We start from the raw sequence: 24469 nt of genomic DNA, 5'->3' as shown, positions 1-24469 counted from the left end.
GCCGCGCTTCATGGCTCCGCGCCCCCGCCGCGGCGCGAACGGCCTCGACGCCGTTCGCGATTTGGTCCAGGGAAGCGGGATGCAGAACCGCCCGCATCCGCAACCCACCGGGGACGGCGCGCCCGCCACGTCCATCGCCGCCCGCGCCATGGGCGCCCTCCGGCGCGACGCGGCCGGCTACCTCGAGGGGCTCAACCCCGAGCAGCGCCGCGCCGTCGAGACCACGGAGGGCCCGGTCCTGGTGCTGGCCGGCGCCGGCACCGGCAAGACCCGGGTGCTGACCACCCGCATCGCCCACCTGATCGCCACCAACCGGGCGCGCCCCTTCGACATCCTGGCGGTGACCTTCACCAACAAGGCCGCCCGGGAGATGAAGCACCGGATCGGCGCGCTGATCGGGCCGGCCGGAGAGGGCATGCCGTGGCTCGGCACCTTCCACGCCATCGGCACCAAGATCCTGCGCCGCCACGCCGAGCTGGTCGGGCTGAAATCCGACTTCACCATCCTCGGCACCGACGACCAGCTCCGGCTGATGAAGCAGGTCATCGCCGACCAGAACGTCGACGAGAAGCGCTGGCCGGCCCGGGCCCTGTCCCACGCCATCGACGGCTGGAAGAACCGCGGCCTCGGCCCCGAGCAGGTGCCCCCGGGCGAGGCCTCGGCCTTCGCGTTCGGCAAGGGCGGCGCCCTCTACACCGCCTACCAGGCCCGGCTGGCGACGCTGAACGCCGTCGATTTCGGCGATCTCCTGCTGCTCTGCCTCAAGCTCTGGCGGGAGAACCCCGACGTCCTGGCCAATTACCAGGACCGGTTCCGCTACATCCTGGTCGACGAGTACCAGGACACCAACGTCGCCCAGTACCTGTGGCTGCGCCTCCTGGCGCAGTCCCGGAAGAACATCGCCTGCGTCGGCGACGACGACCAGTCGATCTACGGCTGGCGCGGGGCCGAGGTCGACAACATCCTGCGCTTCGAGCACGACTTCCCGGGCGCGGTGGTGGTGCGCCTGGAGCGCAACTACCGCTCCACGGGCCACATCCTGGCCGCCGCCTCCGGGCTGATCGCCAGGAACGAGAGCCGCCTCGGCAAGACTCTGCGCACCGACGACGAGCCGGGCGAGCGCGTCACCGTGACGGGCGCGTGGGATTCCGAGGAGGAGGCGCGGATGCTCGCCGAGTCGATCGAGTCCCTCCAGTCGAAGCAGCATCCCCTGTCGGAGATCGCCGTGCTGGTGCGGATCTCGGCGCAGATGCGCGAGATCGAGGACCGGTTCGTCCAGCTCGGGCTGCCCTACCGGGTCATCGGCGGCCCGCGTTTCTACGAGCGCGCCGAGATCCGCGACGCGCTGGCCTACCTGCGCGCCACCGTGAACGTCAGCGACGACCTCGCCTTCGAGCGGATCGTGAACACGCCCAAGCGCGGCCTGGGCGACGCCACCCTGCAGCAGCTCCACACCTACGGCCGCGCCAACCGGCTGCCTCTGCGCATCGCCGCCGCGCGCCTGTGCGAGACCGACGAGCTGAAGCCCCGGGTCCGCTCGACCCTGCGGGCGCTGACCGAGAGTTTCTCGCGATGGGCGCGGCTCGCGGAGACGCAGCCGCACAGCGAGGTCGCGCAGACCATCCTTGAGGAGTCCGGCTACACTGAGATGTGGCAGAAGGACCGCTCCGCCGACGCCGCCGGCCGGCTGGAGAACCTGAAGGAATTCGTCCGCTCCATGGAGGAGTTCCCCGACCTCGCGGCCTTCCTGGAGCACGTCTCCCTGGTGATGGAGGCCTCGGAGGCGGAGGGCGCCGAGCGGGTCTCGCTGATGACGCTCCACGCCGCCAAGGGGCTCGAGTTCGACACCGTGTTCCTCCCCGGCTGGGAGGACGGCCTGTTCCCGAACCAGCGCGCGCTCGACGAGAGCGGCCGGGCGGGCCTGGAGGAGGAGCGGCGCCTCGCCCATGTCGGGCTGACCCGGGCGCGCAAGCGCGCGAAGCTGTCCTTCGCGGTCAACCGGCGCATCCACGGCCTCTGGTCCTCGACCATCCCGTCCCGGTTCATCGACGAGTTGCCCGAGACGGCGGTCGACGTGGTCGAAGCCCCGGCGCACTTCTCCGCCGGCGCCTCGCGGTTCGACCGCAACCCGACGCCGTTCGGATCGAGCTATGGCACGCCGGGCTGGCAGCGCGCGCAGGCCAACACCGCGCCGGGCGGCCGGTCCGGGTTCGGATCGGGGTCCGGAGGCGGCTTCCGCTCGGCGGGCCCTGGGGGCCGGTCCGGGGGCCAGTCCGGCGGTCCCCGCCAGATCGAGGGCGAGCTGATCGCCAAGTCGACGGGTGCGCCCTCGGCCTTCCAGGGCGGCCAGCGGGTCTTCCACACCAAGTTCGGCCCCGGAACGGTCGCGGCGGTCGACGGCAACAAGCTGACCGTTGACTTCGACAAGGCCGGCCGGAAGATGGTCCTCGACAGCTTCGTCCAGGCCGGATCGAGCTAGTCCCGCCGACCAAGCCCGGACGTGTCAGGGCGGCAGGGTCGGCCGGCTTCGCCCGCGCGGGCGGGGAGGATCGCGACCGTGCCGGATGCCGCGTTACCGCGACACCACCGTCCCGAACCTGATGCATCCGCGCCAGCCGCGCGGCTTTTTCGAAGCCTCGCCACCGACCGTCACCCCTTAGTCACACCCGGCGCGCAATCGTCGGGCGCGAATCGCACTGGTGCGCCAGTTGCATCGCGTATTCGGCCGCGCACGGAACGTCGTGACGCTCTCCACAGGCGGACGAGCGCGGGGCGGAACCTTCGGCCGTGGGCCGGTATTAAGTTCCGCAAGCGAGTAGAACCGGGAGCAAGCAGGTAAACGGCAGTTCAGAGACAGATCCAGGTTGGCAAGTCCCGTTGGAGTGTACATCCATGAAGAGACGCCGCGCACGACTTGAACTGGTTGAAGACCGCACGTCCCGCATTCATCGCACACGCTTCGACGAAGAACGCAATCTCGCTCCCATCCAGCCGCTCACCGAACGCCAAGCCGAGTACCTCGACGCCCTCGCCCGCTCGCCGCAGGTCATCGTCCTGGGGCCCGCCGGCACCGGCAAGACCTTCATCGCCGGCACCCGCGCGGCGGACCAGCTCCGCCAGCGCCGCATCGCCAAGGTGGTCATCACCCGCCCGAACGTGCCCTCGGGCCGGTCGCTGGGCTACTTCCCCGGCACCCTGGAAGAGAAGATCGCCCCCTGGGTCGCCCCGCTCACCGAGGCCATGAAGGAGCGCATGGGCGCCGCCGCCTTCGAGATCGCTCTGAAGACCGGCGACATCGAGATCGTCCCCTTCGAGGTGATGCGCGGCCGGACCTTCAAGAACTGCCTCGTGATCCTCGACGAGGCGCAGAACACCACGATCAACGAGATCAAGATGTTCCTGACCCGCATCGGCGACGATTGCCAGGTCATCATCAACGGCGACGTCTCGCAGACGGATCTCCGCGAGACCTCGGGCCTGCGGACCGTCATGCACATGGTCAAGAGCCGGATGATGCCGATCCCAGTGGTGGAGTTCACCCGCAACGACATCGTCCGCTCCGGCATCTGCGCCGAGTGGGTGAAGGCGTTCGAGGAAACGAATCTCTAAATCGGAAGTTGATGGCGGCGGGTCCTCGCAGACCCGCCGTGCCGTCCCCCGGCACGAGACGACTCTCCGCACCTCCCATTCGGGAGGATGAACCGGGCGCCGAGCCCGGCCTTCAGAGAACTGGAGTCTCCTCGTGAGGAAACTGACCTTCGCCTTCGCCGTGCTGGCCTCGCTCGGCGGCGCCGCCCTCGTCCAGCCGGCCTCGGCCGCGCCCGCGATGCCCGGCGCCGTGTCGGCGCCCGACGCGGTGACGCATGCCCGGATGACTCCCATGGAGCGGCGCATGATGCATCGCCGCATGGAGCGGCGCATGATGCACCGCCGCATGGAGCGCCGGATGATGCATCACCGCATGCACCGCCGCATGCATCGCATGTGATTGAACGGCGGAGTGGGGTCTTCCGGCCCCGCTCCGCTCGCCCGGCCGGAACCGGGCGTTGCTCCCCGTTCCGAAGATTCCTATCTCGTCGTCTCGAATCGCGCCGTCAGGCGGCCGCTGCGGCAGCCGGCCGATCCGGGAGACCCCGATGCCCCCCTCAAATCGACTGTTCGACGACCTCGCCCGCCTCATGACGGACGCCGCCGGCGCCGCCCAGGGCGTCCGCCGCGAGGCCGAGACCGTGGTCCGGGCGCAGCTCGAGCGCGTCGTCCGCGACCTCGACATCGCCTCCCGCGAAGAGCTCGACGTGCTCCGCGACCTCGTGACCCAGCTCCAGGCGCAGAACGAGGCCCTGACGGCCCGCGTGGCGGCCCTGGAGGCGCGATCCGGGAGCGCCGGAGCGGGCGCCGCGGGCCTGAGCGAGGTGGTCTGAGTCGCCGCGGCAACGCCGCGGGCTTTTACACAGGAAGCGGCGTCGACGATCCGGTTTCCTGTTCACTGAATGTGACCTGCACTTTGTGTCGCGAGTCACGGCCGGTCTATAGTCGGGCATAGGGTGATTCGGGGGCTGCGGGGCGATGTCCGCAGAGCTTCGACAGTCGATCGCGTCACCGCCGGCCTAGATCTGCCGGTCGTTCCAGTTCTCGGAGTGTTCTCGCGCTCCGGTTTCGCGTCACCGCCACGTCGGGCCGGATCTCGTCCGGGTCGTCCTTTTGGATCGTCATGCCGCTTCTCAACGTCGACTTCCACGACCCGGACCGGAACGAGCATCCGCTCGACGTCGTCGAGCGGCTGGCCTCCCTGCGCGACTGGATCTTCGACCGGGCCGAGACCGACGAGATGTCGGTCACGAGCCCCGGTCGCTGGACCGACTACAACGTCGCCTTCACGTGGATCGAGGACGTCGAGGCGCTCCACGTCGCCTGCGCCTTCGACCTCAAGGTGCCGGAGCGGCAGCGCACCGAGGTGATGCGCCTGATCGCGCTGATCAACGAGCAGCTCTGGGTCGGCCATTTCGACCTCTGGACGACCGACAGCGTGGTGATGTTCCGGCACGCGCTCCTGCTGACCGGCGGCGCCGTCCCGACCCACCCGCAATGCGCCACGATGATGAAGACGGCGGTCGACGCCTGCGAGCGCTACTTCCAGGCGTTCCAGTTCGTCCTCTGGGCCGGCAAGAGCGCCCGCGAGGCCCTCGACGCCGTCCTGTTCGAGACCGAAGGCGAGGCGTGACCGCCCCCGGCGCCTCCACGGCGCGGATGCCCGCCTCCCTGGTCCTGGCCGGGGCCGGCAAGATGGGCGGCGCGATGCTGGCGGGCTGGCTAAAGGCGGGCCTCGATCCCCGCCGCACCACCATCATCGACCCGGTGCCCGTGCGCCCGATCGTGGATCTCTGCGCCGAGCGGGGCATCGCCCTGAACCCGTCCGATCCCGAGCCCGGCGACGTTCTGGTCCTCGGGATCAAGCCTCAGGGCCTGGACACGGCGGCCCCCGGGCTCGATCGGCTCATCGGCCGCGACACGCTCCTCGTCTCGATCCTGGCGGGCAAGACCGTCGCGGATCTCCGCGGCCGGCTGCCGCGGGCGCGGGCGATCGTCCGGGCGATGCCCAACCTGCCGGCGAGCATCGGCCGGGGCGCCACCGGTGCCTGTGCGAGCTCGGAGGTCACCCCCGCGCAGCGGGCGGCCGCCGAGGCCCTGTTCGCGGCCAACGGCGCCGTGGCGTGGCTCGCCGACGAGGCGCAGATCGACGCCGTGACGGCGGTCTCGGGCTCCGGACCGGCCTACGTCTTCCTCCTGGCCGAGACCCTGGCGGAGGCCGGCATCGCGGCCGGCCTGGAGCCCGACGTCGCCCGCCGCCTCGCCCGGGCGACCGTGGCGGGAGCCGGCGCGCTCCTCGATGCCAGCCCGGCCGAGGCGGCGGAGTTGCGCCGCAACGTCACGTCGCCCGGCGGCACCACCGCGGCGGCCCTCGACGTGCTGATGCGGGAGGACGGCCTCAGCGCGCTGATGCGCGAGGCCGTGGCCGCGGCCCGTCGGCGGGCGGGGGAACTGTCCGGCTGACATCGGGCGTTGGCATCAAGGGCTGACATCGGGCGGCGTCCGTGCGGCATGGCCGCGCGACGGACCTGCCCTTCGCGGCCCGCCCGCCTACATGAGGCCACACGACCGATCAGACCGGGCGACCGATCCATGACCGACAGCAAAGCCCCCTCGAAGCGGCCCCGCAAGGCCGCGAGCCCCGCCAAGGCGGGCGACGCGCAGGAAGGCGCTGCCCGAGAGAGCGCTGCCCACGCGAGCGTCGCGCAGGAGAGCGGGGCGGGGGGGAGCGGCCAGACCGGGACAGCCGATTCGGGGGTGCAGGGCGGGGCGCCGAAGCTGTCGCCCCGGGAGGCCGCCGTCGAGGCCCTGATGCGCCTCGCCGCCGAGCAGCCCTGGAACGACATCGAGGTCAGCGACATCGCCCGGGAGGCGGGCCTGACGCTCGCCGAGTTGCGCGACCTGTTCCCGTCGAAGGGGGCGGTCCTCGGCGGGCTGACACGCATCATCGACCGCAAGGTTCTGGAGGGCGATCTCACGGGTCTCGAGGAGGAGCCGACCCGCGAGCGGCTGTTCGACGTGCTGATGCGCCGCCTCGACGCCATGGAGCCCTACAAGCCGGCGCTGCGCCGGATCGCCTACGCGCTCCGGGGCGAGCCGCTCTCGATGCTGGCGCTGAACGGCGTGATGCTGAACTCGCACCGCTACATGCTGGCGGCGGCCGGGATCGACACCGAGGGGTCGCTCGGGCAGCTCAAGCTGCAGGGCGTGGTCATCGCCTTCGCCCGCGTGACCCAGGTCTGGCTGGACGACGACGATCCGGCGCTCGCCCGGACGATGGCGCGGCTCGACAAGGAGATCCGCAACGGCGAGCGCATCATGGAGCGGGCCGAGGACGTTCGCCGCCTGACGGCGCCCCTGCGCGCCATCGGCCGCTCGTTCCTGGACCGGCGGCCGCGCGACCGGCGGAGCCGCGACGGCGACGGTGACGAGAGCGACCCCGCTGCCGCCATCTAGACCGGTCGCTCACGCGGCCTGGATGTCGCTGAGGAAGCTGTCGACCTCGCGCTTGACCGTCAGGGACTGCGTCGCCAGTTCGGCCGCCGCGCTCTGAACCTGCGCGGCGGCGCTCCCGGCCTCCCGGGCGGCGGCCAGCACGCGCGCCACGTTGGCCGAGACGCCCTCCGTCCCCCGCGCCGCTTCGCCGGCATTGCGCGAGATCTCGCCGGTGGCCGCCGTCTGCTGCACCACCGTCGCCGCGATGGCGCCGCTGATCTCGTTCACGGAGGCGATCGTGCGGGCGATCTGCGCCATCGCCTCCGCGGCCTGCCCGGAGGCCGCCTGGATCGCGGCGATCTGGCCGCCGATCTCCTCGGTCGCCCGCGCCGTCTGGGCGGCGAGCTCCTTCACTTCGGAGGCCACGACGGCGAAGCCGCGTCCCGCCTCGCCGGCCCGCGCCGCCTCGATGGTGGCGTTGAGGGCGAGCAGGTTGGTCTGGTTCGCGATGCCGGAGATCATCATCACGGCGGCCCCGATCTGCTCGGCGGCGGCGCGCAGGCTCGCCATGGCGGCGTTGGTCGCCTCGGCCTCGTGGGCGGCGTGACCGGCCACCGCGTTCGAGCGCACGACCTGCCGCTCGATCTCCTGGAGCGAGGAGACCATCTCCTCGGCGGCGGCCGCGACGGTCTGGACGTTGGCCGAGGTCTGGGCGGCGGCCGAGCTCGACGTCACGGCCTGGCTGTTGGTGTTGTCGGCCACCCGGGTCATCGCCTGCGCGGTCGCGTCGAGTTCGCTGGTCGCCGCCGTGACGATGTCGAGCGAGGCGGCGATCTTCGCCTGGAAGGCGTGGACGCGCTGCTCGACCCGCTCGGCCCGGCGCAGGCGGGCCTCCCGCTCGGCGGCCTGCGCCGCCTCGAGCTCCGCCCGCGCGACCGCGTTCTGGCGGAAGACGTCGACGGCCTTGGCCATCGCGCCCATCTCGTCGGTCGCCGCGCGGTACGGCACCGCGACGTGAAGATCGCCCTCGGCCAGCCGCGTCATCGCCTCCGTCATGCCGGCGACCGGTCGGATGACGCTGCGGGCCAGCACGAAGGCCAGGATACCCCCGAGGAGCAGGGCCGCGGCGACCAAGCCGATCAGGATGTACCGGGCCCGCCTCGCCGCCAGGGCGGTCTCCCGGGAAATAGTCTCGCCGGCGGCCACGATCCGGTCGCGCAGCGCGATGCCGAGCCGGTCGATCGCGTCGGCGTGGGGTTTGATCCCGGTCTCGAACGTCGCCTTCGCCGACGCCACCGCCCGATCGTACGTGCGGAAGCCGGCCGCGGCGGCGATCAGCGCGTCGCGGACGGCCCTGACCTGCTGCCCGAAGACCGCGCCGCCCTGCGCGTCCTTGAACGCATCCAGGGCCGCCAGAGCCTGCTCGACCCGCTGCTCGAAGGCGTCGCGGTCATGTGCGTCCAGGCCGATCACGAAGCGGGCCGACGCGATGCGGGACCGCAGGACGGCGTTCTCGACGTGCTCGACCCGCGCGAGCATCGCCTCGCCGGCCCGGGCGCGCACGTCCGCGAGCAGGCTCGCGAGAAGGGTGGTGAGCGCGTTGCCGGTCTCGTAGAGCTTCGTCCTGGCCTCGCGCAGGCTCGCCCCCGACGCCGCGAGGCGTTCCAGCTCCGGCTTCATGGCGCGGGCGGCCTCCCGCACGTCGTCGTAGAGCTTCCGCCCCCCGTCCGTCATGGCCAGCGAGAAGTATCGGTCGCAGGTCTGCTCGATCGCCTGCCGGGCCTGCTCCATCGCGGCGATCAGGTCGGGATCCGGCTGGAGCCGGTACCGTTCGGCCGTCCCGACGAGGCGTGCGGCGTGACCGTCGATCATCAGGACCGACTGCGCCCCCCGCTCCACGCGCTCCTGAAGCGCGTGGTCCGCGCCGATGACAGCCTGCTGGTAGATCGCGAATGCGCCGATGATGCCCGTGATCATGACGAGCATCGCAAATCCCGCGTAGAGACGAGCGCGTATCCCAGTTCTCACAGACGTATCTTCCATAGAAGAGGCCAGACTTTCGGCCTTACGATAGACGATACGATCATGACAACATCGTGTCGCGCGATCAAGTTCAACTTGTATTATAGATGATAGACGACAATACTTAGAGACAGACCCGATATCTCGGGCGCTCGAGGTGACCAAACCTGCCGGGCTGCGCGCGCAAACGGCAATCGGTGCGTTCTCGTCGCGATGGATCAGTTCTGACGGCGCCTCCCAGTCCGCCCGGAAGCTTCGCCCTGCGCGTGTCCGCTGCCGAGCGGCGTCGAGACTTCGCGCGGTACACGCTCGCGCTGGATCACGCGGGCGATGCACTTGCATTGCGGCACGGTCCGGCCCGCGTTGCTGACATCGGGCAGGAAGACCCGCGCTACAGTCCCGACCTTCGGGGAGACATGGCGACGGCCTGAAGCGCGTCGGCCGCGATTCGATCGACGGGTCGCGCAGACCCTCGGCTCGCGGGCCGTCCGGGTCGATCAGGCCTCGCGCCGGAGTTCAGGCGGCGCGGCTCGCTAGCGCCTCGCGCATGGTCGTGGCGATCATCCCGTTCTGGAACTGGTCGCGCGGGACCAGCAGCGCGTCGGGCACGCGGACCGACGCCTCAGGCCCCATGGCGTCGACCGGGTCGCTGGCGAGGATGATGCGCAGGGCCGGGCGCAGGGCCCGGGCCTCGACGGCCAGCTGCGCGCAGCACAGGCCGCCCTGGAGCGCGGTATCGACCACCAGCACGTCCACCGGCAGGCCCAGGGCCAGCACCGTCATGGCGTCGACGCCGCGGTCGCAGGCGGTGACCTGGTAGCCCAGCATCCGGACCTGGGCCGAGACCTCGTCGCGCCAGCGCTTGTGGCGGCCGACGACCAGAACCTGGATCCGGTAGCAGCTGCCCTGGGGAAGGCTGCTCGAGGCAGTCTCGTCGTCGGCTGGGGGCATTCCGCACTCGACTTCGCGCTGGCTTTGCGATGCAGCATGCTAAGCTGGGATGCAATCCACACGCAAGCCCGGCGCCGTCATCGCGCCGCATTCGGCGCCGCCGTTGCACAATGGCGAAGCACTCCGGCGGCCTGATCATAGGCTGGGCACGGAGTTGACGCCGGCGGGGTCGCGCGGGCAACACCGGGCCGCCGCGGGACCTGAGCCGCGCGCTGCCGGAGCCCGAGCCGATGTCGTCCGCGAAAGCCCCTCCCGTCTCCCCGCTGGCGCCCACCGCGATGCCCGATCTGCCGCCCCTGCCGGGCGTGCGAATCGCGACCGCCCAGGCGGGGATCCGCTACAGCGGTCGCACCGACGTGCTCTACGTGGCGCTGGAGGCCGGGACCCGGGCCGCGGGGGTGTTCACCCGGTCGAAGTGTCCCTCGGCGCCGGTGGATTGGTGCCGCGACGCCCTGGCCGACGGGTCGGCGCGGGCGCTCGTGGTCAATTCCGGCAACGCCAACGCCTTCACGGGCCGGCTCGGGCGCGACGCGGTGGCGCGCACCGTCGAGATCGCCGCGGAGGCGGCGGGCTGCGGCGCGCGCGAGGTCTACGTCGCCTCGACCGGCGTGATCGGCGAGCCGCTCCCGGCGGAGCGGTTCGCGGGCGTGCTGGTGGACTGCGCGGCCCGCGCCGAGGACGGGCCTGCCGCCTGGAGCGAGGCGGCCCGGGCGATCATGACCACCGACACCTTCCCGAAGCTCGCGACGCGCACGGCCGAGATCGACGGCGTGCGCGTGACGATCAACGGCATCGCCAAGGGCGCCGGCATGATCGCCCCCGACATGGCGACGATGCTGTCCTTCGTCTTCACCGACGCGGCCCTGCCGCAGGACGTGCTGCAGGCGCTCCTCTCGGCCGGGACGAAGACGAGCTTCAACTGCGTGACCGTGGACGGCGACACCTCCACCTCCGACACGCTGATGCTGTTCGCCACCGCCAGGGCCGGCAACCCGGCGGTCACCGATCCCGCCGACGCGCGCCTCGCCGGCTTCCGGGAGGCGCTCGACGGCCTGCTGGTCGAGCTGGCCCAGCTCGTCGCCAAGGACGGCGAGGGCGCGCGCAAGTTCGTCACCGTGCGGGTCACCGGCGCCGAGAGCGACGCCTCCGCGCACCGCATCGCGATGTCGATCGCCAACTCGCCGCTGGTGAAGACCGCGGTGGCCGGCGAGGACGCCAACTGGGGCCGCGTGGTGATGGCCGTGGGCAAGGCCGGCGAGCCCGCCGACCGCGACCGGCTCGCGATCTGGTTCGGCGACGTGCGGGTGGCGGTCCAGGGCGCCCGCGACCCCGATTACAGCGAGGCGGCGGCGAGCGCCGTGATGCGCGAGCCGGAGATCGCGGTCCGGGTCGATCTCGGCCTGGGCAGCGGCGCGGCCCGCGTCTGGACCTGCGACCTGACCAAGGCCTACGTCGAGATCAACGGGGATTACCGCTCGTGAGGGCGGTCCTGTCCGGCGCCCTCCTCGTCCTGAGCCTGGCGACCGCGGCGCGGGCCGACGACGCGGCGTGCAAGCGCCACATCAGCGTCGTCGGGCGCGCGTCGGAGACGCGGGCGCCGGACTTCGCCGAGGTGACGATCGGCATCGAGGCGCGCGGCGCGAGTGCGGCGGCCGCCCTCGACGCGGCCTCGAAGGCGGTGGCCGGGGTCTCAGCGCAGGCCCGCGCCCTCGGGATCCCGCCCGCCGATCTCGGCACGGCCGCCGTCACCCTGCAGACCGCGACCCGCACCGTCGCCCGGCCGGGGGGCGCCGTCACCGAGGAGCCCGACGGCTACCGCGCCAGCAACCTCGTCACCGTCCGGCTCGCCGACATGGACCGCCTCGGCGACCTGCTCCGGCAGGCCCTCGACTCCGGCGCCAACCGCATCGATGGCGTGAGCTTCGGGCTGCGCGACCCGGACAAGAGCGAGGCGGCCCTCCAGGTGGCGGCGACCCGGGACGCGCGGAGCCGCGCCGAGGCCCTCGCGGAGGCGGTCGGCGCCAAGCTCGGCCCGCTCTGCACGCTGAGCACAACCGCGGCCGGCACGCCGTACCGCCCGGTGCTGGAGATGGCCCGGGCGGCGCCGATGGCGGCCAAAGGACGGCGGGTGCCGCTGGAGGCGGGCACGATCCCGATGTCCTCCGAGGTCTCGGCCACCTTCGCGGTGGCGCAGTGAGCGCCCCCGGAAGCACCCCCAATGGCCTCCCCCTGCGCCTGCTCCTCGTGGTCGCCGTCGCCCTCGTCGACGTCGACGGCCGCGTCCTGGTGAGCGAGCGCCCGGCGGGCAAGCAGCTCGCCGGCCTGTGGGAGTTCCCCGGCGGCAAGGTCGAGCCCGGCGAGCGCCCCGAGCAGACGCTGATCCGCGAGCTGGCGGAGGAGCTCGGCATCCAGGTCGAGGAGCCGTGTCTCGCGCCGCTGACCTTCGCGAGCCACGCCTACCCGGACTTCCACCTGCTGATGCCGCTCTACATCTGCCGGCGCTGGACGGGGACGCCGCGGTCGATGGAGGGGCAGGCGCTCAAGTGGGTGCGCCCCAAGGCCCTGCGCGACCTCGCGATGCCGCCCGCCGACGCGCCGCTGATCCCGTTCCTGATCGACCTGCTGGATTCCTGACCCCGTCGCGGGCCGCCCTCACAGGGTCAGGATCGACTCGACGACCTCCTGCACGTCGAGCGCCTCCGCGAAGGTGGCGAGGTGGTGGGGCTCGCCGCGCGCCATGCGGACGACGCCCTCGAGCTGGCGCCGGAGCGTGATCGGCCGCAGCTTCTCGTTCGGGATCGCGTCGGGCTCCGGCTCGAAGCGCCCGTCGGCGCCCCGCCGCTCGGCGATGGCCCAGTCGCGCAGCCGGACGGCGCCCGCGTCGCCCTCCAGCGTCCACGTGTTGTGGTCGTCGGCCGCGACGCCCCCGACCCGGCCTGTCAGGGTGACGGGGATCCCGCCCGCCGTGAGCGTCACGTCGATCGCGCGCTCGGACCGGCCCGGTTCCGGGAAGGCGATCCGTCCGGCGAGACTCGCGAGCGGGCCGAGTTGGCGGCGGGCCAGGAACAGGAAGTGCGAGACCACCTCGCGGGTGAAGCCGCCCTCGCGCCGCGCGTCGAGCCAGCGGGCGGCGTCGGCCTGCCAGGGCCGGGGCCAGCGGGCGAACGCCACCGCGACGGTGAGCGCCCGTGGCGTGCCGACCGCGCCGGCCGCGATCCAGCGCTCGATCGTCGCCACGCCCGGCGACGAGGCGAACGGGAAATTGACCGCGCCCGCGCCCCTCGCCTCCGCCACGAAGGCGCGGGCATCGGCGCGATCGATGGCCAGCGGCTTCTCGCAGAAGACGCTCCGGCCGGCCGCCAGGGCGGCGCGGGCGTAGCCGAGATGCGAGGCGGGCGGCGAGGCGACGTAGACGCAGTCGCTCGCCGCCACGACGGCGGCGGAATCGGCCACCCGCGGCACCGCCGGGAAGGCCGCGCCGATCCGGTCCAGGGCCGCCGGGGCCGGATCCCAGATCGCCGCGACCCGCACGGGCGAGTCCGCCGCCCCGTGGATCGCGCCGAGCAGGCGCTCGGCCATGATTCCCGCGCCGATGATCCCGATGGTGAGCGGTGCGTCGGAGGTCGGCATGCGGGGATCCGTGCGGCTTCTGGCGTCTGACGGGCCGCGGGGCGCGGCCCGTCGCAGGCTTTAGGAGCCCGAACCGGCGCGGGGAAGACCGCCGGTCAACGCGACCCGGGATCTCAGCCCTGGATGAAGGCGAGCAGGTCGGCGTTGAGCCGGTCCTTGTGGGTGGCGGCCAGCCCGTGCGGGGCGCCCGGATACTCCTTCAGCACGGCGCCCGGCACGAGCTTGACGGCGGCGCGCGCGGCGGCGTCGATCGGCACGATCTGGTCGTCGTCGCCGTGCACGAGCAGGGTCGGCACGTCGATGCGCTTCAGGTCCTCGGTGAAGTCGGTCTCCGAGAAGGCCGCCACGCAGGCGTGCACGTTCCGCAGGCCCGCCATCATGCCCTGCATCCAGAACGTGTCCCGCAGGCCTTCGCTGACCGCGGCGCCGGCGCGGTTCGCGCCGTAGAACGGGCCGCTCAGGTCCTTGAAGAACTGGGACCGGTCGCGCAGGACCGAGTCGCGGATTCCGTCGAACACGTCCCGGGGCAGGCCGCCCGGATTCGCGTCGGTCCGGACCATCTGGGGCGTCACGGCCCCGACCAAGACCGCCTTGGCGATGCGCGCCGTCCCGTGCCGCCCGATGGTGCGGGCGACCTCGCCGCCGCCGGTGGAGTGGCCGACCAGCACCGCGTCGCGCAGGTCGAGATGGGCGATCAGCCCGGCGAGGTCGTCCGCGAAGGTGTCCATGTCGTTGCCCGACCAGGGCTGCCCGGAGCGACCGTGCCCGCGCCGGTCATGGGCGATGACCCGGAACCCGCGCTCCGCGAGGAACAGCATCTGGTCCTCCCAGGCGTCGCCGTTGAGCGGCCAGCCGTGGCTGAAGACCACCGGCTGCCCGGCGCCCCAGTCCTTGTAGTAGATCTGGGTGCCGTCCTGCGCGGTGACGTAGGGCATCGTGGTCTCCCGAGGGTCGAGAAGGCAGAGGGCGAGAAGCAGGGGTCGCGCGGACCGACGGACCGGTCAGGCTCGGCCCTGCCGCGCGTCGAGGCTGAGCGGGCCGGCCCCGAAGGCCGCGACCTGAAGCAAGCCGCCGGCCATGGCGAGGTTCTTCAGGAAGTGGAACATCTGGTTCTGATCGCCGAGGGCCGCGTGGAAGGTCACCGCGGTGGCCACCGCGAAGAGCGCGAGGGCCAGGGCGACCAGCCGCGTGCGGTAGCCGGCGACGAGCAGCAGCCCGCCGACGACCTCCACGGAGGTCGCCGCCGCGTAGGCGAGCGGCGGCAGCGGCAGGTGGGCGGCCTCGATGGTGGCGAGCGTCGCGGCCGGGGCCGCGAGCTTGCCGGCGCCGCTCACGAGGAAGATCGCGCTCATCAGGACCCGGCCGGTCACCGGCAACAGGGCGGTCGCGCTGGAAGAATAGATCGGGGGCATCGTCGAACGCTCCGTCCTGTCGTGCGCGGCCGGCTCAGGCCGCTTCGGGAAGTGTGAGGCCGCGAAGCCAGTTCAGCGCCAGGCCGATATCGGCCTGCGACAGGCCGTGGCCCGTCGGCAGGATCCGGTGCTCGACGCGAACTCCGGCCGCGGTGAGCTGCTGCGCGAGGCGCCGCGCGTTCTCGACGGGCACGATCGGGTCCATCGCCCCGGAGAGGATCAGGACCGGCCGGCCGGCGAGATCCGCGGCCGGGGGCTCGGCGAACGGCACCATCGGGCGGATCAGGACCGCGCCCGCCAGGGTCTCCGGCCGCAGCAGCAGCAGCGACGCGGCGATATTGGCGCCGTTCGAGAAGCCCAGCGCCACCGGCGTCCCGAGCCCGTACCGCGTCCGGGCGGCCGCCACGAAGGCCGCGAGGTCGCCGGTGCGGCGGCGCAGGTCCGCCTCGTCGAAGACGCCCTCCGCCAGGCGCCGGAAGAATCGCGGCATGCCGTTCTCGCTGACGGCGCCGCGGGGCGCCAGCAGGGCGGCCTCCGGCGCGACCGTGCGGCCGAGGGGCAGGAGGTCGGTCTCGTCGCCACCGGTCCCGTGCAGGAGCAGCAGGGGACGGGCGGTGTCGGGACCGGGCTCGAAGCGGTGGATGAAGCCGGCGGTGTCCTGGGTCATGATGGCCTCACGGGTGACGGGGAGAGGTCCCGCCCCGCGCGGGCGCGGGGCGGGCATGGTGGTGTCGCGGCTCAGGCGACCTTCGGCAGGACGGCCTCGATCTCGGCCCGGTGCGGCTCGAGGCCGGCGGGGAGCTTGAGGGCCTGGCCGAGGGCCTCGATCGGCTCGTCCACCGCGAAGCCGGGCGCGTCGGTGGCGATCTCGAACAGCACGCCGCCGGGCTCGCGGAAGTAGATCGAGCGGAAGTACTGGCGGTCGCGCTGCTCGGTGACGTGGAGCCCCCGCGCCGCGAGCGCCCGGCCCATCGCGGCCTGCGCGGCGTCGTCCGCCGCCCGGAACGCGATGTGGTGGACCGAGCCCGCCCCCGGGCGGCCGGGCAGGAACCCGCCGACGGCCCGCAGGGTGACGAGACCGCCGAGCTCGGCGCTGCCCGCGAAGCGGATCAGGTTGCCCTCGCGGCCGACCTCTTCCAGCCCGAGCACCTCCGTGAGGATCGCGGCGGTCGCCTCGGCCCTGTCGAGGAGGAGCGTGACGCCGTGCAGGCCGCGGATCGCGTGCTCGGCCGGCACCTCGCTCGACGCCCAGCCCTCCGCGTCGCCGACATCGACGCCCACCAGCGCGAGCATCATGCCGTCCGGGTCGCGGAAGCGCAGCGTCGGCGCGCCGAAGACCTGGACCAGCGGCTCGTGGGCCACGCCCTTCTCGATGAGCCGGTGGGTCCACCAGCCGATGGAGGCGCGGGGAACCCGGAAGGCCGTCTCCTGGGTCTCGCCGATCCCGACCCGGCCCGGCGCGGCGTGCTCGACGGGGAAGAAGGTCAGGATCGTGCCGGGCCGCCCGGCCGCGTCGCCGTAGTACAGGTGGTAGGTGCCCGGATCGTCGAAATTGACGGTCTTCTTCACCAGACGCAGCCCGAGGATTCGGGTGTGGAAGTCGAGGTTGCGCAGGGCCGGCCCGGAAAAGGCCGTGACGTGGTGGAGGCCGGTCTGAACCATGGCGATGTCTCCCGACGGAAGGCCGCGGCGGGCGGCCTGTTGCGATGACGGGAATGTGCCCCTTGCCATGGGCGGCGAAAATAGAAACGGTGGAAACCTATCGTTTCCGGATCTGATCGATGAGACTGCCCGATTTCGAGGCCTGGGCCGTGTTCGCCAAGGTGGTGGAGACCGGCTCCTTCGGCCGCGCCGCCGCGGAGCTCGGCCTGTCGAAGGCCACGGTCTCGAAGGCGGTGAGCCGGCTCGAACTCCGGATCGGCGCCCGCCTGTTCAACCGCACGTCGCGGAAGCTCGCCCTCACCGAGGCCGGGCAGGCCGCCAAGGACGGCGCCGCGCGCATCCTCGCCGAGGGCGAGGCCGCGGAGGCGCTGGCGACGGCGGGCGCCGCGGAGCCGCGCGGCCTCGTGCGGCTCGCGGCGCCGATGACCTTCGGGGTGATGCACGTGGCCCCGACCCTGCCGGCCTTCCTCCGGGAGTACCCGGCCGTGTCGGTGGATCTCCACCTGTCGGACGCGGTCGTCGACCTCGTCGGCGGCGGGTTCGACATCGGGCTGCGCATCGCGGCCCTGCCCGATTCCTCCCTGCGCGCGCGCCGGCTCTGCGAGATCCGCCGCTCGCTGGTCGCCACGCCCGCCTATCTCGACCGGCACGGCCGGCCCGGGCACCCGGACGACCTCGTCCGCCACACCTGCCTCGGCTACGCCTACCTGCCGACACCCGACCGCTGGCGCTTCGTGGACGGGAGCGGCGCGGAGGCCGTCGTGGTTCCGGCGGGCCAGCTCCGGGCGAACAACGCCGAGGCGCTGGCGCCGGCGCTGCGGGCCGGCCTCGGACTCGCCCTGCAGCCCGACTTCATGATCTGGGACGACCTCGAAGCCGGGCGCCTCGAGCGGGTGCTGCCGGACTGGTCGCCGCCGCCGATCGCCCTGCACCTCGTCATGCCGCCGGGCGATCCGCGGCCGGCGCGGGTGACGGCCCTGATCGCCCATCTCGCCCAGACCCTCGGCCAGGCACCCTGGGCCGCGCCGCCCCTCCGGCACGATTCGACGAATCGGTGAATCCGCGCCGGCGCGCTCGATCCGAGCGCGTCATTTACTTGGATCAATGCCGTATTCACGAAGGTGCGTTACCGGCGAGCACGTGCGCCTCCGGCAACGGCCTGCTCCTTGCTGTTCCGTCTCCGGGAGAACCGCCGAGACCTACCGCGCGGTTGCGAACCCCGGGTGAGCCAACTTCAAGTTTATCGAAGGCAATCTGGCATTGGACAGCCACGGAATTTCCGGGCATGAGCGTGCCGCGTATAAATGTATACGATTCTTCTGAGGCGTTGATGTCCCCTGTGGTCCCCGGACGTCCCGCACCCGACCGATTGCGGCACAAGACCGTGGCGGCGGCCGTCGCGGACTCGCTCCGCGAGCAGATCCTGAACGGTGAACTGCCGCCGGGGGTGCAGCTGCGCCAGGACGCCCTGGCGGAGGAGTTCGGGATCAGCCGGATCCCGGTGCGCGAGGCCCTGCTGCAGCTGGAAGCCAGCAAGCTCGTGCGGATCGTGCCGCATCGCGGGGCGGTCGTGACGGGCCTCTCGCTGCAGGAGGTCGAGGACATCTTCCAGCTGCGCGTCCAGCTCGAGCCGGAACTGCTCCTGCTCTCCGCCCCGCACCTGACCCCCGACGACATCCGCGATCTCGACGCCCTCTCGAAGGAGTACGGCGCGGCGCTGGAGACCGGTCAGGTCCTCCGGTGGGGCGACCTGAACAGCCGCTTCCACCTCGACCTGATCCGGCACGCCGGCCGGCCGCGGTCGCTGGCGATCGTGTCCGCGCTGCTGCAGGATTGCGAGCGGCCGACGCGGCTGCAGATCGCGACCTCCGAGGACGCGACCCGCGCGGTCAGCGAGCACGCGCAGATCCTGGCCCTGTGCGAGGACCGCGCGTTCGAGGCGGCGGCCGCGTGCCTGCGGCGCCACATCGAGCATGTCGGCGCCTCGCTCATCGCCCTCTACCGGGGGGCGCTCGCCGAGGCCTGATCGGCCGCGAGGCGGCTCAGTCCGACTTGGCCGACCGGCCGCCGATCCGGCCCGGCAGGCGGGTCAGGCGATCCTTCATCTCCAGGACCTTCTGGACCTTCGAGCCGAGGGTCAGGAGCTGGACGAGGCGCTCGGTGTCGAGGCGGCGCACGTCCGCGTACCAGCCGGCGAACAGCTCGAAGAGGTCGTGCATCTCGCGCAGGCGCGCCTGGGCGTGCCGCTCCTCCTCGGTCGCCGGCTCCTGCATCAGGAGTTCGCGCAGGAGGGTCAGCGTCGGGTCGACCTCGCGCTTCTTGCGCTCCTCGACCAGGGTGCGGACGATCTGCCAGATGTCCTCGGGCGTCGTGAAGTAGTCGCGCCGGTCGCCGGGCCGGTGCTGGAGCCGGACGAGGTTCCAGGCCTGGAGCTCCTTCAGGCCCATGCTGACGTTGGAGCGCGACACCCCGAGCCGCTCGACGATCTCGTCGGCGTTGAGCGGCCGCTCGGCCACGAACAGCAGGGCGTAGATCTGCCCCACGGTCCGGTTGATGCCCCAGCGCGAGCCCATCTCGCCGAAATGCAGCACGAAGGTCTGGACGAGCGGGGGCAGCTGCACGGCAGGGATCCGACGCGGGGAGAGGTCAGGCGGGCGCCCCCCGGTCTATCAGCTCTTGAGCCAATACCGGAGGACCGTCGCGACGAAGCCGAGACCGACGATGCTGGAGGCCCAGAGCCCCGCGAACCACGCGAGGCGCTTCCAGAGGGGCTGTGATGCTGCGGGTGCCATCAGTGATATCCGTGCGCGTCGACCTTGCCGCGGAAGACCCAGTACGCGTACGCGGTGTAGGACAGGATGATCGGGATCAAAACCGAGGCGCCGGCGAGCAGGAAGAACTGGCTCGCCTCGGGGGCGGCCGCCTGCCAGATCGTGATCCGGCCCGGCACGATGTCGGGGAAGATGCTGATGCCCAGCCCCAGGAAGGTCAGGGCGAAAAGCCCCAGCGCGATCAGGAAGGGGGCCCGCTCGGCGCCGCCCCGCAGGGTGCGCCAGAGGGCGAAGGCCGCGAGCGCCACGAGCAGCGGCACCTGCGCGGTGACGAGCACGTTGGGCATCGCCAACCAGCGCTCGTAGTAGCGGCCCTGGAGGAACGGCGTCACCGCGCTGACGAGGGCGATGGCCGCCACCGTCGCCGCGGTGAGGCGCAGGGCCAGGCGCCGGGCCCGCAGCTGGAGCAGGCCCTCGGTGCGCATCACCAGCCACGTCGCCCCGAGCAGCGCGTAGGCGACGACCAGGCTCGCGCCGACGAGGACGCTGAAGGGCGTGAGCCAGTCCCACCAGCCGCCGGCATAGGCCCGCCCCTCGACCGCGATACCCTGCAGGAGGGCGCCCAGCGTGATGCCCTGGGCGAGGGCCGCCACCAGCGACCCGCCCGCGAAGGCCACGTCCCAGGCGGCGCGGTGGCGGGGATCGCGCCAGCGGAACTCGAAGGCGACGCCGCGGAAGATCAGCCCGAGCAGCATCGCGATGATCGGCGCGTAGAGCGCCGGCAGGATCACCGCGTAGGCCAGGGGGAAGACGGCGAACAGGCCGCCGCCGCCGAGAACCAGCCAGGTCTCGTTGCCGTCCCAGACCGGCGCGACCGAGTTCATGGCGGTGTCGCGCTCCGCGCCCGGCGGCAGGACCGGGAACAGGAGGCCGATGCCGAGATCGAAGCCGTCCATGACGATGTAGGCGAAGACCGCGAAGGCGATCACGAGCGCCCAGACCACCGTGAGGTCGAAGCTGTAGGCCATGGGTCCCTCACTCGGCCGGCTGGAGGTGGCGGTCGGGGTCGATCGCCGGGGCGGGCGTGATGCCGGCCGTCCGGATCGGCGCGCCGGGCTCGATCCCGCTCTCGCCGGCATGCGGGGGCTGGCCCATCAGGCGCAGCATGTAGCCGGTGCCCATGGCGAAGACCGCGAAGTAGATCACCACGAAGGCGGTGAGCGAGGCCGCCACCGCCGGCGCGTGCAGCGGCGAGGCCGACTGCGCCGTGCGCAGCAGTCCGTAGACCGTGTAGGGCTGGCGCCCGACCTCGGTGGTGATCCACCCGGCCAGCACCGCCACGAAGCCCGCCGGGCCCATGGCCACCGCGAACCGGTGCAGGGGGCGCCACGCGTAGAGGGTGCCGCGCCAGCGGGCGAGGAGGCTGAGCGCGCCCAGGAGCAGCATCAGCATCCCGAGGCCGACCATGATGCGGAACGACCAGAACACGATCGGCACCGGCGGCCATTCCGACCGCGGCAGGCTGTCGAGCCCCTTCAGGGGCGCGTCGAGGGCGTGCTTCAGCACAAGCGACGACAGCTTCGGGATCTCGACCGCGTAGCGCACCGTCCCGGCCTCCTGGTCGGGCAGGCCGAACAGCACCAGCGGCGCGCCGTCCGGGTGGCTCTGGAAGTGGCCCTCCATGGCCATGACCTTGGCGGGCTGGTGCTCCAGGGTGTTGAGGCCGTGCGCGTCGCCCGCGAGGATCTGGACCGGCGCGACCAGGGCGGCCATCCACATCGCCATCGAGAACATCGTCCGGGCGGCCGGGTTGGCCCGGTCGCGCAGGAGGTGCCACGCGCCGACCGCGCCCACCACCAGGGCCGTCGTCAGGTAGGCGGCCAGGACCATGTGCACGAGGCGGTACGGGAAGGACGGGTTGAACACGATCGCCCACCAGTCCAGCGGCACGAACTGGCCCTCGGCATTCGTGCCGTAGCCCGCCGGCGTCTGCATCCACGAGTTCACCGCCAGGATCCAGAACGCCGAGAAGCAGGTCCCGACCGCCACCATCAGCGTCGCCGCGAAGTGCAGCCGCGGCCCGACCTTGCGCATCCCGAACAGCATCACGCCGAGGAAGCCCGCCTCCAGGAAGAAGGCCGAGAGCACCTCGTAGGCCATCATCGGCCCCAGCACCGGGCCGGTCTTGTCGGAGAAGACCGACCAGTTCGTGCCGAACTGGTAGGACATCACCAGGCCGGACACGACGCCCATCGCGAAGGCGATGGCGAAAATCTTGAGCCAGTACTTGAACAGATCCATGAAGACCTGGCGCCCGGTGGCGAGCCAGAGCCCTTCCAGCACGGCGAGGAAGCTCGCGAGGCCGATCGAGAAGGCCGGGAACACGATGTGGAAGGCGACCGTGAACCCGAACTGGATGCGGGCGAGGATCAAGGGATCGAGGTTGGCGAGCACGTCGTGCCTCCGGCTCTGTGCGCGACTCGGCGTATAGCAATTTCAGAAATTTCTGAAAAGTCAAAACATCCTGTGTCGCCGATGCGGCGCCCTGGCCATGCGCCGGCGTCCGGGGTCGGTCCGGCCTCGGGGTCTGGACGTCCGCGCCCGAACGCGTCAGGGTCTCGGCATTCCCTACAGGTCGGGACCACGCGGGCCCCTGGACGCGCGCCGCGCGACGGGACGCCGCGTCCCGACGCACGGAGAGCACGCGCCGCCATGGCCGACACCCTCGTCTCCGCCGCGCCCGTCGATCTCGCCGCCGCGCTGTCGGCGCGCATCCGCGGCATCGGCACGAGCCAGATCGGCCTCGTGGCGGATCGCGGGCGGGACGACCCGGAGGTGGTGAAACTGTGGATTGGCGAGGGCGACCTGCCGACGCCGCCTTTCATCGTCGAGGCCGCGCACCGGGCGATGCTCGACGGGCACACCCGCTACACCACGTCGCTGGGGCTGCCGGCGCTGCGGGCGGCGCTCGGCGCCTACCACGCCCGCCACTGGGGCGTGGAGATCCCGCCGGACCGGTTCGGCGTCACGGCGGGTGGCATGAACGCGATCATGCAGGCGGCCCAGGTGCTGCTGGAGCCGGGCGACGAGATGATCATCCCCTCCCCGGCCTGGCCCAACCTCGGCGAGGCGGTCCGCATCGCCGGCGGCGTGCCCGTGACGGTGCCGTATCGCCGCCTGCCGGACGGGCGCTTCGCGCTGCCGCTCGCCGACATCGCGGCGGCGATCACACCGCGCACCCGGGTGATCATGGTGAACTCGCCCTCGAACCCGACGGGCTGGACCATGCCGCTCGCCGAGATGACGGCCCTGCGCGACCTCGCCCGGGAGCGCGGCCTCTGGATCCTCTCGGACGAGGTCTATGCCCACTTCACCTACGGCAACCGGATCGCGCCGTCCTTCCTGCAGATCTGCACGGAGGACGACCGGCTGATCGTGACCAACACCTTCTCGAAGAACTGGGCGATGACCGGCTGGCGGGCCGGCTGGGTGATCTATCCCCGCGGCCTCGCACCGACCTTCGCCAAGCTCGGGCAGTACAGCACCACCTCGATCCCGACCTTCGTCCAGCACGCCTGCATCGCGGCCCTCGAGGAGGGCGACGGCTTCATCCGCACGATGGTGGATCGCTGCGCCGAGGCCCGGGCGATCCTGGTGGAAGGGCTGTCGCGCCTGCCGGGCGTCACGGTCGCGCCGCCGGACGGGGCCTTCTACCTCATGGCCCGGATGGGCGGCGACGAGCCGAGCCTCGACCTGGCGCTGCGCCTGCTGCGGGAGGCCAAGGTCGGCGTGGCGCCCGGCACCGCCTTCGGACCCGAGGGCGAGGGCCTGGTGCGGATGTGCTTCGCCATCAGCCCGGACCTGGCGCGGGAGGCGGTGCGCCGGCTCGCGGGCGTGCTCGGGACCCGGGCGCCGGCCGCGGCGGCGCACTGAGTCGGGCGGAGGCGGCTCAGCGGCCCCAGCGCAGGACCAGCGCGTCGTTCCGCCGGGCGAGCTCGATCAGGCCGGCCCGCGTCGCCGGGTGCAGGGGCTGGATCGGCAGCCGCGCGGTCTCGCTCGCGATCACCCCGCCCTCGGCCATGAGCGCCTTGCAGGCGAGCAGGCCGCACTGCCGGTTCTCGTAGTTGATCAGCGGCAGCCAGCGCGCGTAGGCGTCCATCGCCTCCTCCCGGCGCCCGGCCGCGTAGGCGTCGGTGATCTGGCGGATGCCGTCCGGGTAGCCGCCGCCGGTCATCGCACCCGTCGCGCCGGCGTCGAGGTCGGCCATCAGGGTGATCGCCTCCTCGCCGTCCCAGGGGCCCACGACCGCGTCGCCGCCGAGCGCGATCAGCTCGCGGAGCTTGGCCGCGGCGCCAGCGGTCTCGATCTTGAAGTAGGCGACGTTCGCGATCTCCCGGGCCATGCGCGCCAGGAGCGGTGCCGACAGCGGCGTGCCGGCCACCGGCGCGTCCTGGATCATGATCGGGATCGCGATCGCGTCCGAGACCGCGCGGAAGAAGTCGACGATGCCGAGCTCCGGCACGCGGATCGTGGCGCCGTGATAGGGCGGCATGACCATCACCATCGCGGCGCCGGCCTCCTGGGCGCGGCGCGAGCGCTCGGCGCAGACCTGCGTGGCGAAGTGCGTCGTCGTCACGATCACCGGCACGCGGCCGGCCACGTGGTCCAGCACGGCGTGCATCACCCGCTCGCGCTCGTCGTCGGTGAGGACGAACTGCTCGGAGAAGTTCGCCAGGATGCACAGCCCCTGGCTGCCGGCGTCGATCATGAAGTCGACGGCCCGGCGCTGCCCGTCGAGGTCGAGGGCGCCCGCGGCGTCGAAGACCGTGGGGGCGACCGGAAAGACGCCGCGATAGGCGGGGACGGACGAGGTCATGCGCGGTCCTTCTGCCGGGATCGCGCATCCCGGCGGACGACCGTGTCCGCGGGCGGGATCCGGCCGCCTCTTAGCACGCGGCCTCGATCCTGGCGCGTTCGGGGCACGCAACGCGCTGTCGA

The 24469-nt window shown here is 72.3% G+C and carries 25 protein-coding genes; 13 read left to right on the top strand and 12 right to left on the bottom strand.

Annotated features, from left to right (window positions below; all coding sequences use genetic code 11):
- Window positions 1-79 precede the first annotated feature (79 nt).
- The 7 genes from LXM90_RS04565 (at window position 80) to LXM90_RS04535 (ending at window position 7044) form a co-directional block, all read left to right on the top strand.
- A complete protein-coding gene (locus tag LXM90_RS04565; RefSeq protein ID WP_103984699.1) occupies window positions 80-2479 on the top strand; it encodes an ATP-dependent helicase in 2400 nt (799 codons plus the stop codon).
- A 413-nt stretch (window positions 2480-2892) separates the two neighbouring features.
- A complete protein-coding gene (locus LXM90_RS04560; protein ID WP_012321860.1) occupies window positions 2893-3609 on the top strand; it encodes a PhoH family protein in 717 nt (238 codons plus the stop codon).
- A gap of 133 nt (window positions 3610-3742) precedes the next feature.
- Entirely contained in the window at window positions 3743-3988 is a 246-nt protein-coding gene (locus tag LXM90_RS04555) for a hypothetical protein (RefSeq protein WP_103984629.1), read from the top strand.
- 148 nt (window positions 3989-4136) lie between these two features.
- Complete coding sequence (locus tag LXM90_RS04550; RefSeq protein ID WP_020090941.1) at window positions 4137-4421, top strand: accessory factor UbiK family protein; 285 nt, start codon at window positions 4137-4139, stop codon at window positions 4419-4421.
- Window positions 4422-4711: 290 nt separating this feature from the next.
- Window positions 4712-5221, top strand: a complete 510-nt coding sequence (locus tag LXM90_RS04545) for a YbjN domain-containing protein (protein ID WP_020090942.1) — start codon at window positions 4712-4714, stop codon at window positions 5219-5221.
- Between the two features lie 26 nt (window positions 5222-5247).
- Entirely contained in the window at window positions 5248-6051 is an 804-nt protein-coding gene (gene proC, locus LXM90_RS04540) for a pyrroline-5-carboxylate reductase (RefSeq protein WP_103984698.1), read from the top strand.
- Window positions 6052-6180: 129 nt separating this feature from the next.
- The gene (locus tag LXM90_RS04535; protein ID WP_234081903.1) at window positions 6181-7044 is read left to right on the top strand and encodes a TetR/AcrR family transcriptional regulator; all 864 of its coding nucleotides are present in this window, start codon (window positions 6181-6183) and stop codon (window positions 7042-7044) included.
- A 9-nt stretch (window positions 7045-7053) separates the two neighbouring features.
- Here LXM90_RS04535 and LXM90_RS04530 read toward each other — a convergent pair whose 3' ends face one another.
- Complete coding sequence (locus LXM90_RS04530; protein WP_234082948.1) at window positions 7054-9000, bottom strand: methyl-accepting chemotaxis protein; 1947 nt, start codon at window positions 8998-9000, stop codon at window positions 7054-7056.
- A gap of 561 nt (window positions 9001-9561) precedes the next feature.
- The gene (locus LXM90_RS04525) at window positions 9562-9996 is read right to left on the bottom strand and encodes a histidine kinase (RefSeq protein ID WP_020090945.1); all 435 of its coding nucleotides are present in this window, start codon (window positions 9994-9996) and stop codon (window positions 9562-9564) included.
- Between the two features lie 230 nt (window positions 9997-10226).
- On the opposite strand from LXM90_RS04525, the gene argJ reads away from it, so the two are divergent.
- Genes argJ through LXM90_RS04510 form a run of 3 tightly spaced genes read left to right on the top strand, consistent with a single transcriptional unit; the run spans window position 10227 to window position 12630 of the window.
- A complete protein-coding gene (argJ, locus tag LXM90_RS04520; RefSeq protein WP_234081901.1) occupies window positions 10227-11477 on the top strand; it encodes a bifunctional glutamate N-acetyltransferase/amino-acid acetyltransferase ArgJ in 1251 nt (416 codons plus the stop codon).
- Window positions 11474-12193 carry an SIMPL domain-containing protein gene (locus tag LXM90_RS04515; protein WP_234081900.1) on the top strand — a complete coding sequence of 240 codons (720 nt, stop codon included), beginning with the start codon at window positions 11474-11476 and terminating at the stop codon, window positions 12191-12193. Before argJ ends, LXM90_RS04515 begins: the two co-directional genes overlap by 4 nt.
- The gene (locus tag LXM90_RS04510) at window positions 12190-12630 is read left to right on the top strand and encodes a (deoxy)nucleoside triphosphate pyrophosphohydrolase (RefSeq protein WP_234081899.1); all 441 of its coding nucleotides are present in this window, start codon (window positions 12190-12192) and stop codon (window positions 12628-12630) included. The genes LXM90_RS04515 and LXM90_RS04510 overlap by 4 nt, the downstream gene beginning before the upstream one ends.
- 18 nt (window positions 12631-12648) lie before the next feature.
- Here LXM90_RS04510 and LXM90_RS04505 read toward each other — a convergent pair whose 3' ends face one another.
- From LXM90_RS04505 to LXM90_RS04485, 5 genes are all read right to left on the bottom strand, one after another.
- Entirely contained in the window at window positions 12649-13626 is a 978-nt protein-coding gene (locus LXM90_RS04505) for a Gfo/Idh/MocA family protein (protein WP_234081898.1), read from the bottom strand.
- Window positions 13627-13739: 113 nt separating this feature from the next.
- Window positions 13740-14561: an alpha/beta fold hydrolase gene (locus LXM90_RS04500; RefSeq protein WP_234081894.1), complete on the bottom strand. Its 822-nt coding sequence runs from the start codon at window positions 14559-14561 to the stop codon at window positions 13740-13742.
- A gap of 66 nt (window positions 14562-14627) precedes the next feature.
- Window positions 14628-15038, bottom strand: coding sequence for a DoxX family protein (locus tag LXM90_RS04495; RefSeq protein ID WP_020090951.1), 411 nt, complete (start codon window positions 15036-15038; stop codon window positions 14628-14630).
- Between the two features lie 34 nt (window positions 15039-15072).
- Window positions 15073-15705 (bottom strand): alpha/beta hydrolase, encoded by a 633-nt coding sequence (locus LXM90_RS04490; RefSeq protein ID WP_020090952.1) that lies wholly within the window; start codon window positions 15703-15705, stop codon window positions 15073-15075.
- Window positions 15706-15776: 71 nt separating this feature from the next.
- Window positions 15777-16700, bottom strand: a complete 924-nt coding sequence (locus LXM90_RS04485; RefSeq protein ID WP_042670591.1) for a ring-cleaving dioxygenase — start codon at window positions 16698-16700, stop codon at window positions 15777-15779.
- A 119-nt stretch (window positions 16701-16819) separates the two neighbouring features.
- On the opposite strand from LXM90_RS04485, the gene LXM90_RS04480 reads away from it, so the two are divergent.
- Complete coding sequence (locus LXM90_RS04480) at window positions 16820-17758, top strand: LysR family transcriptional regulator (protein ID WP_042670592.1); 939 nt, start codon at window positions 16820-16822, stop codon at window positions 17756-17758.
- Between the two features lie 272 nt (window positions 17759-18030).
- Entirely contained in the window at window positions 18031-18726 is a 696-nt protein-coding gene (locus tag LXM90_RS04475; protein WP_026604591.1) for a GntR family transcriptional regulator, read from the top strand.
- Between the two features lie 16 nt (window positions 18727-18742).
- Here the strand turns inward: LXM90_RS04475 and LXM90_RS04470 are convergent, their stop codons facing one another.
- The 4 genes from LXM90_RS04470 to LXM90_RS04455 are packed head-to-tail and all read right to left on the bottom strand — an operon-like array spanning window position 18743 to window position 21925.
- The gene (locus tag LXM90_RS04470) at window positions 18743-19321 is read right to left on the bottom strand and encodes a GbsR/MarR family transcriptional regulator (protein WP_020090956.1); all 579 of its coding nucleotides are present in this window, start codon (window positions 19319-19321) and stop codon (window positions 18743-18745) included.
- A gap of 48 nt (window positions 19322-19369) precedes the next feature.
- Window positions 19370-19492 carry a DUF2474 family protein gene (locus LXM90_RS04465; RefSeq protein ID WP_020090957.1) on the bottom strand — a complete coding sequence of 41 codons (123 nt, stop codon included), beginning with the start codon at window positions 19490-19492 and terminating at the stop codon, window positions 19370-19372.
- Window positions 19492-20499, bottom strand: coding sequence for a cytochrome d ubiquinol oxidase subunit II (cydB, locus tag LXM90_RS04460; protein ID WP_020090958.1), 1008 nt, complete (start codon window positions 20497-20499; stop codon window positions 19492-19494). The genes LXM90_RS04465 and cydB overlap by 1 nt, the downstream gene beginning before the upstream one ends.
- 7 nt (window positions 20500-20506) lie before the next feature.
- Entirely contained in the window at window positions 20507-21925 is a 1419-nt protein-coding gene (locus tag LXM90_RS04455) for a cytochrome ubiquinol oxidase subunit I (protein WP_091676122.1), read from the bottom strand.
- A gap of 258 nt (window positions 21926-22183) precedes the next feature.
- Here LXM90_RS04455 and LXM90_RS04450 point away from each other — a divergent pair, with 258 nt between their 5' ends.
- Complete coding sequence (locus tag LXM90_RS04450; protein ID WP_091977879.1) at window positions 22184-23404, top strand: pyridoxal phosphate-dependent aminotransferase; 1221 nt, start codon at window positions 22184-22186, stop codon at window positions 23402-23404.
- 16 nt (window positions 23405-23420) lie between these two features.
- On the opposite strand, the gene LXM90_RS04445 is transcribed toward LXM90_RS04450, so the two are convergent.
- Window positions 23421-24347, bottom strand: a complete 927-nt coding sequence (locus LXM90_RS04445; protein WP_234081892.1) for a dihydrodipicolinate synthase family protein — start codon at window positions 24345-24347, stop codon at window positions 23421-23423.
- Window positions 24348-24469: the final 122 nt, after the last annotated feature.

The sequence above is a fragment of the Methylobacterium oryzae genome (assembly GCF_021398735.1).
Taxonomy (GTDB): Bacteria; Pseudomonadota; Alphaproteobacteria; order Rhizobiales; family Beijerinckiaceae; genus Methylobacterium.
Note: the sequence above shows the minus strand (reverse complement) of the source record. Positions and strands in the feature narration are given on the sequence as shown.

Coding starts and splice junctions, on each gene's coding strand:
- LXM90_RS04565 (WP_103984699.1), top strand. CDS start 80: ATGCAGAACCGCCCGCATCCGCAACCCACCGGGGACGGCGCGCCCGCC.
- LXM90_RS04560 (WP_012321860.1), top strand. CDS start 2,893: ATGAAGAGACGCCGCGCACGACTTGAACTGGTTGAAGACCGCACGTCC.
- LXM90_RS04550 (WP_020090941.1), top strand. CDS start 4,137: ATGCCCCCCTCAAATCGACTGTTCGACGACCTCGCCCGCCTCATGACG.
- LXM90_RS04545 (WP_020090942.1), top strand. CDS start 4,712: ATGCCGCTTCTCAACGTCGACTTCCACGACCCGGACCGGAACGAGCAT.
- proC (WP_103984698.1), top strand. CDS start 5,248: ATGCCCGCCTCCCTGGTCCTGGCCGGGGCCGGCAAGATGGGCGGCGCG.
- LXM90_RS04535 (WP_234081903.1), top strand. CDS start 6,181: ATGACCGACAGCAAAGCCCCCTCGAAGCGGCCCCGCAAGGCCGCGAGC.
- LXM90_RS04530 (WP_234082948.1), bottom strand. CDS start 9,000: ATGATCACGGGCATCATCGGCGCATTCGCGATCTACCAGCAGGCTGTC.
- LXM90_RS04525 (WP_020090945.1), bottom strand. CDS start 9,996: ATGCCCCCAGCCGACGACGAGACTGCCTCGAGCAGCCTTCCCCAGGGC.
- argJ (WP_234081901.1), top strand. CDS start 10,227: ATGTCGTCCGCGAAAGCCCCTCCCGTCTCCCCGCTGGCGCCCACCGCG.
- LXM90_RS04505 (WP_234081898.1), bottom strand. CDS start 13,626: ATGCCGACCTCCGACGCACCGCTCACCATCGGGATCATCGGCGCGGGA.
- LXM90_RS04500 (WP_234081894.1), bottom strand. CDS start 14,561: ATGCCCTACGTCACCGCGCAGGACGGCACCCAGATCTACTACAAGGAC.
- LXM90_RS04495 (WP_020090951.1), bottom strand. CDS start 15,038: ATGCCCCCGATCTATTCTTCCAGCGCGACCGCCCTGTTGCCGGTGACC.
- LXM90_RS04490 (WP_020090952.1), bottom strand. CDS start 15,705: ATGACCCAGGACACCGCCGGCTTCATCCACCGCTTCGAGCCCGGTCCC.
- LXM90_RS04485 (WP_042670591.1), bottom strand. CDS start 16,700: ATGGTTCAGACCGGCCTCCACCACGTCACGGCCTTTTCCGGGCCGGCC.
- LXM90_RS04480 (WP_042670592.1), top strand. CDS start 16,820: ATGAGACTGCCCGATTTCGAGGCCTGGGCCGTGTTCGCCAAGGTGGTG.
- LXM90_RS04475 (WP_026604591.1), top strand. CDS start 18,031: ATGTCCCCTGTGGTCCCCGGACGTCCCGCACCCGACCGATTGCGGCAC.
- LXM90_RS04465 (WP_020090957.1), bottom strand. CDS start 19,492: ATGGCACCCGCAGCATCACAGCCCCTCTGGAAGCGCCTCGCGTGGTTC.
- cydB (WP_020090958.1), bottom strand. CDS start 20,499: ATGGCCTACAGCTTCGACCTCACGGTGGTCTGGGCGCTCGTGATCGCC.
- LXM90_RS04450 (WP_091977879.1), top strand. CDS start 22,184: ATGGCCGACACCCTCGTCTCCGCCGCGCCCGTCGATCTCGCCGCCGCG.
- LXM90_RS04445 (WP_234081892.1), bottom strand. CDS start 24,347: ATGACCTCGTCCGTCCCCGCCTATCGCGGCGTCTTTCCGGTCGCCCCC.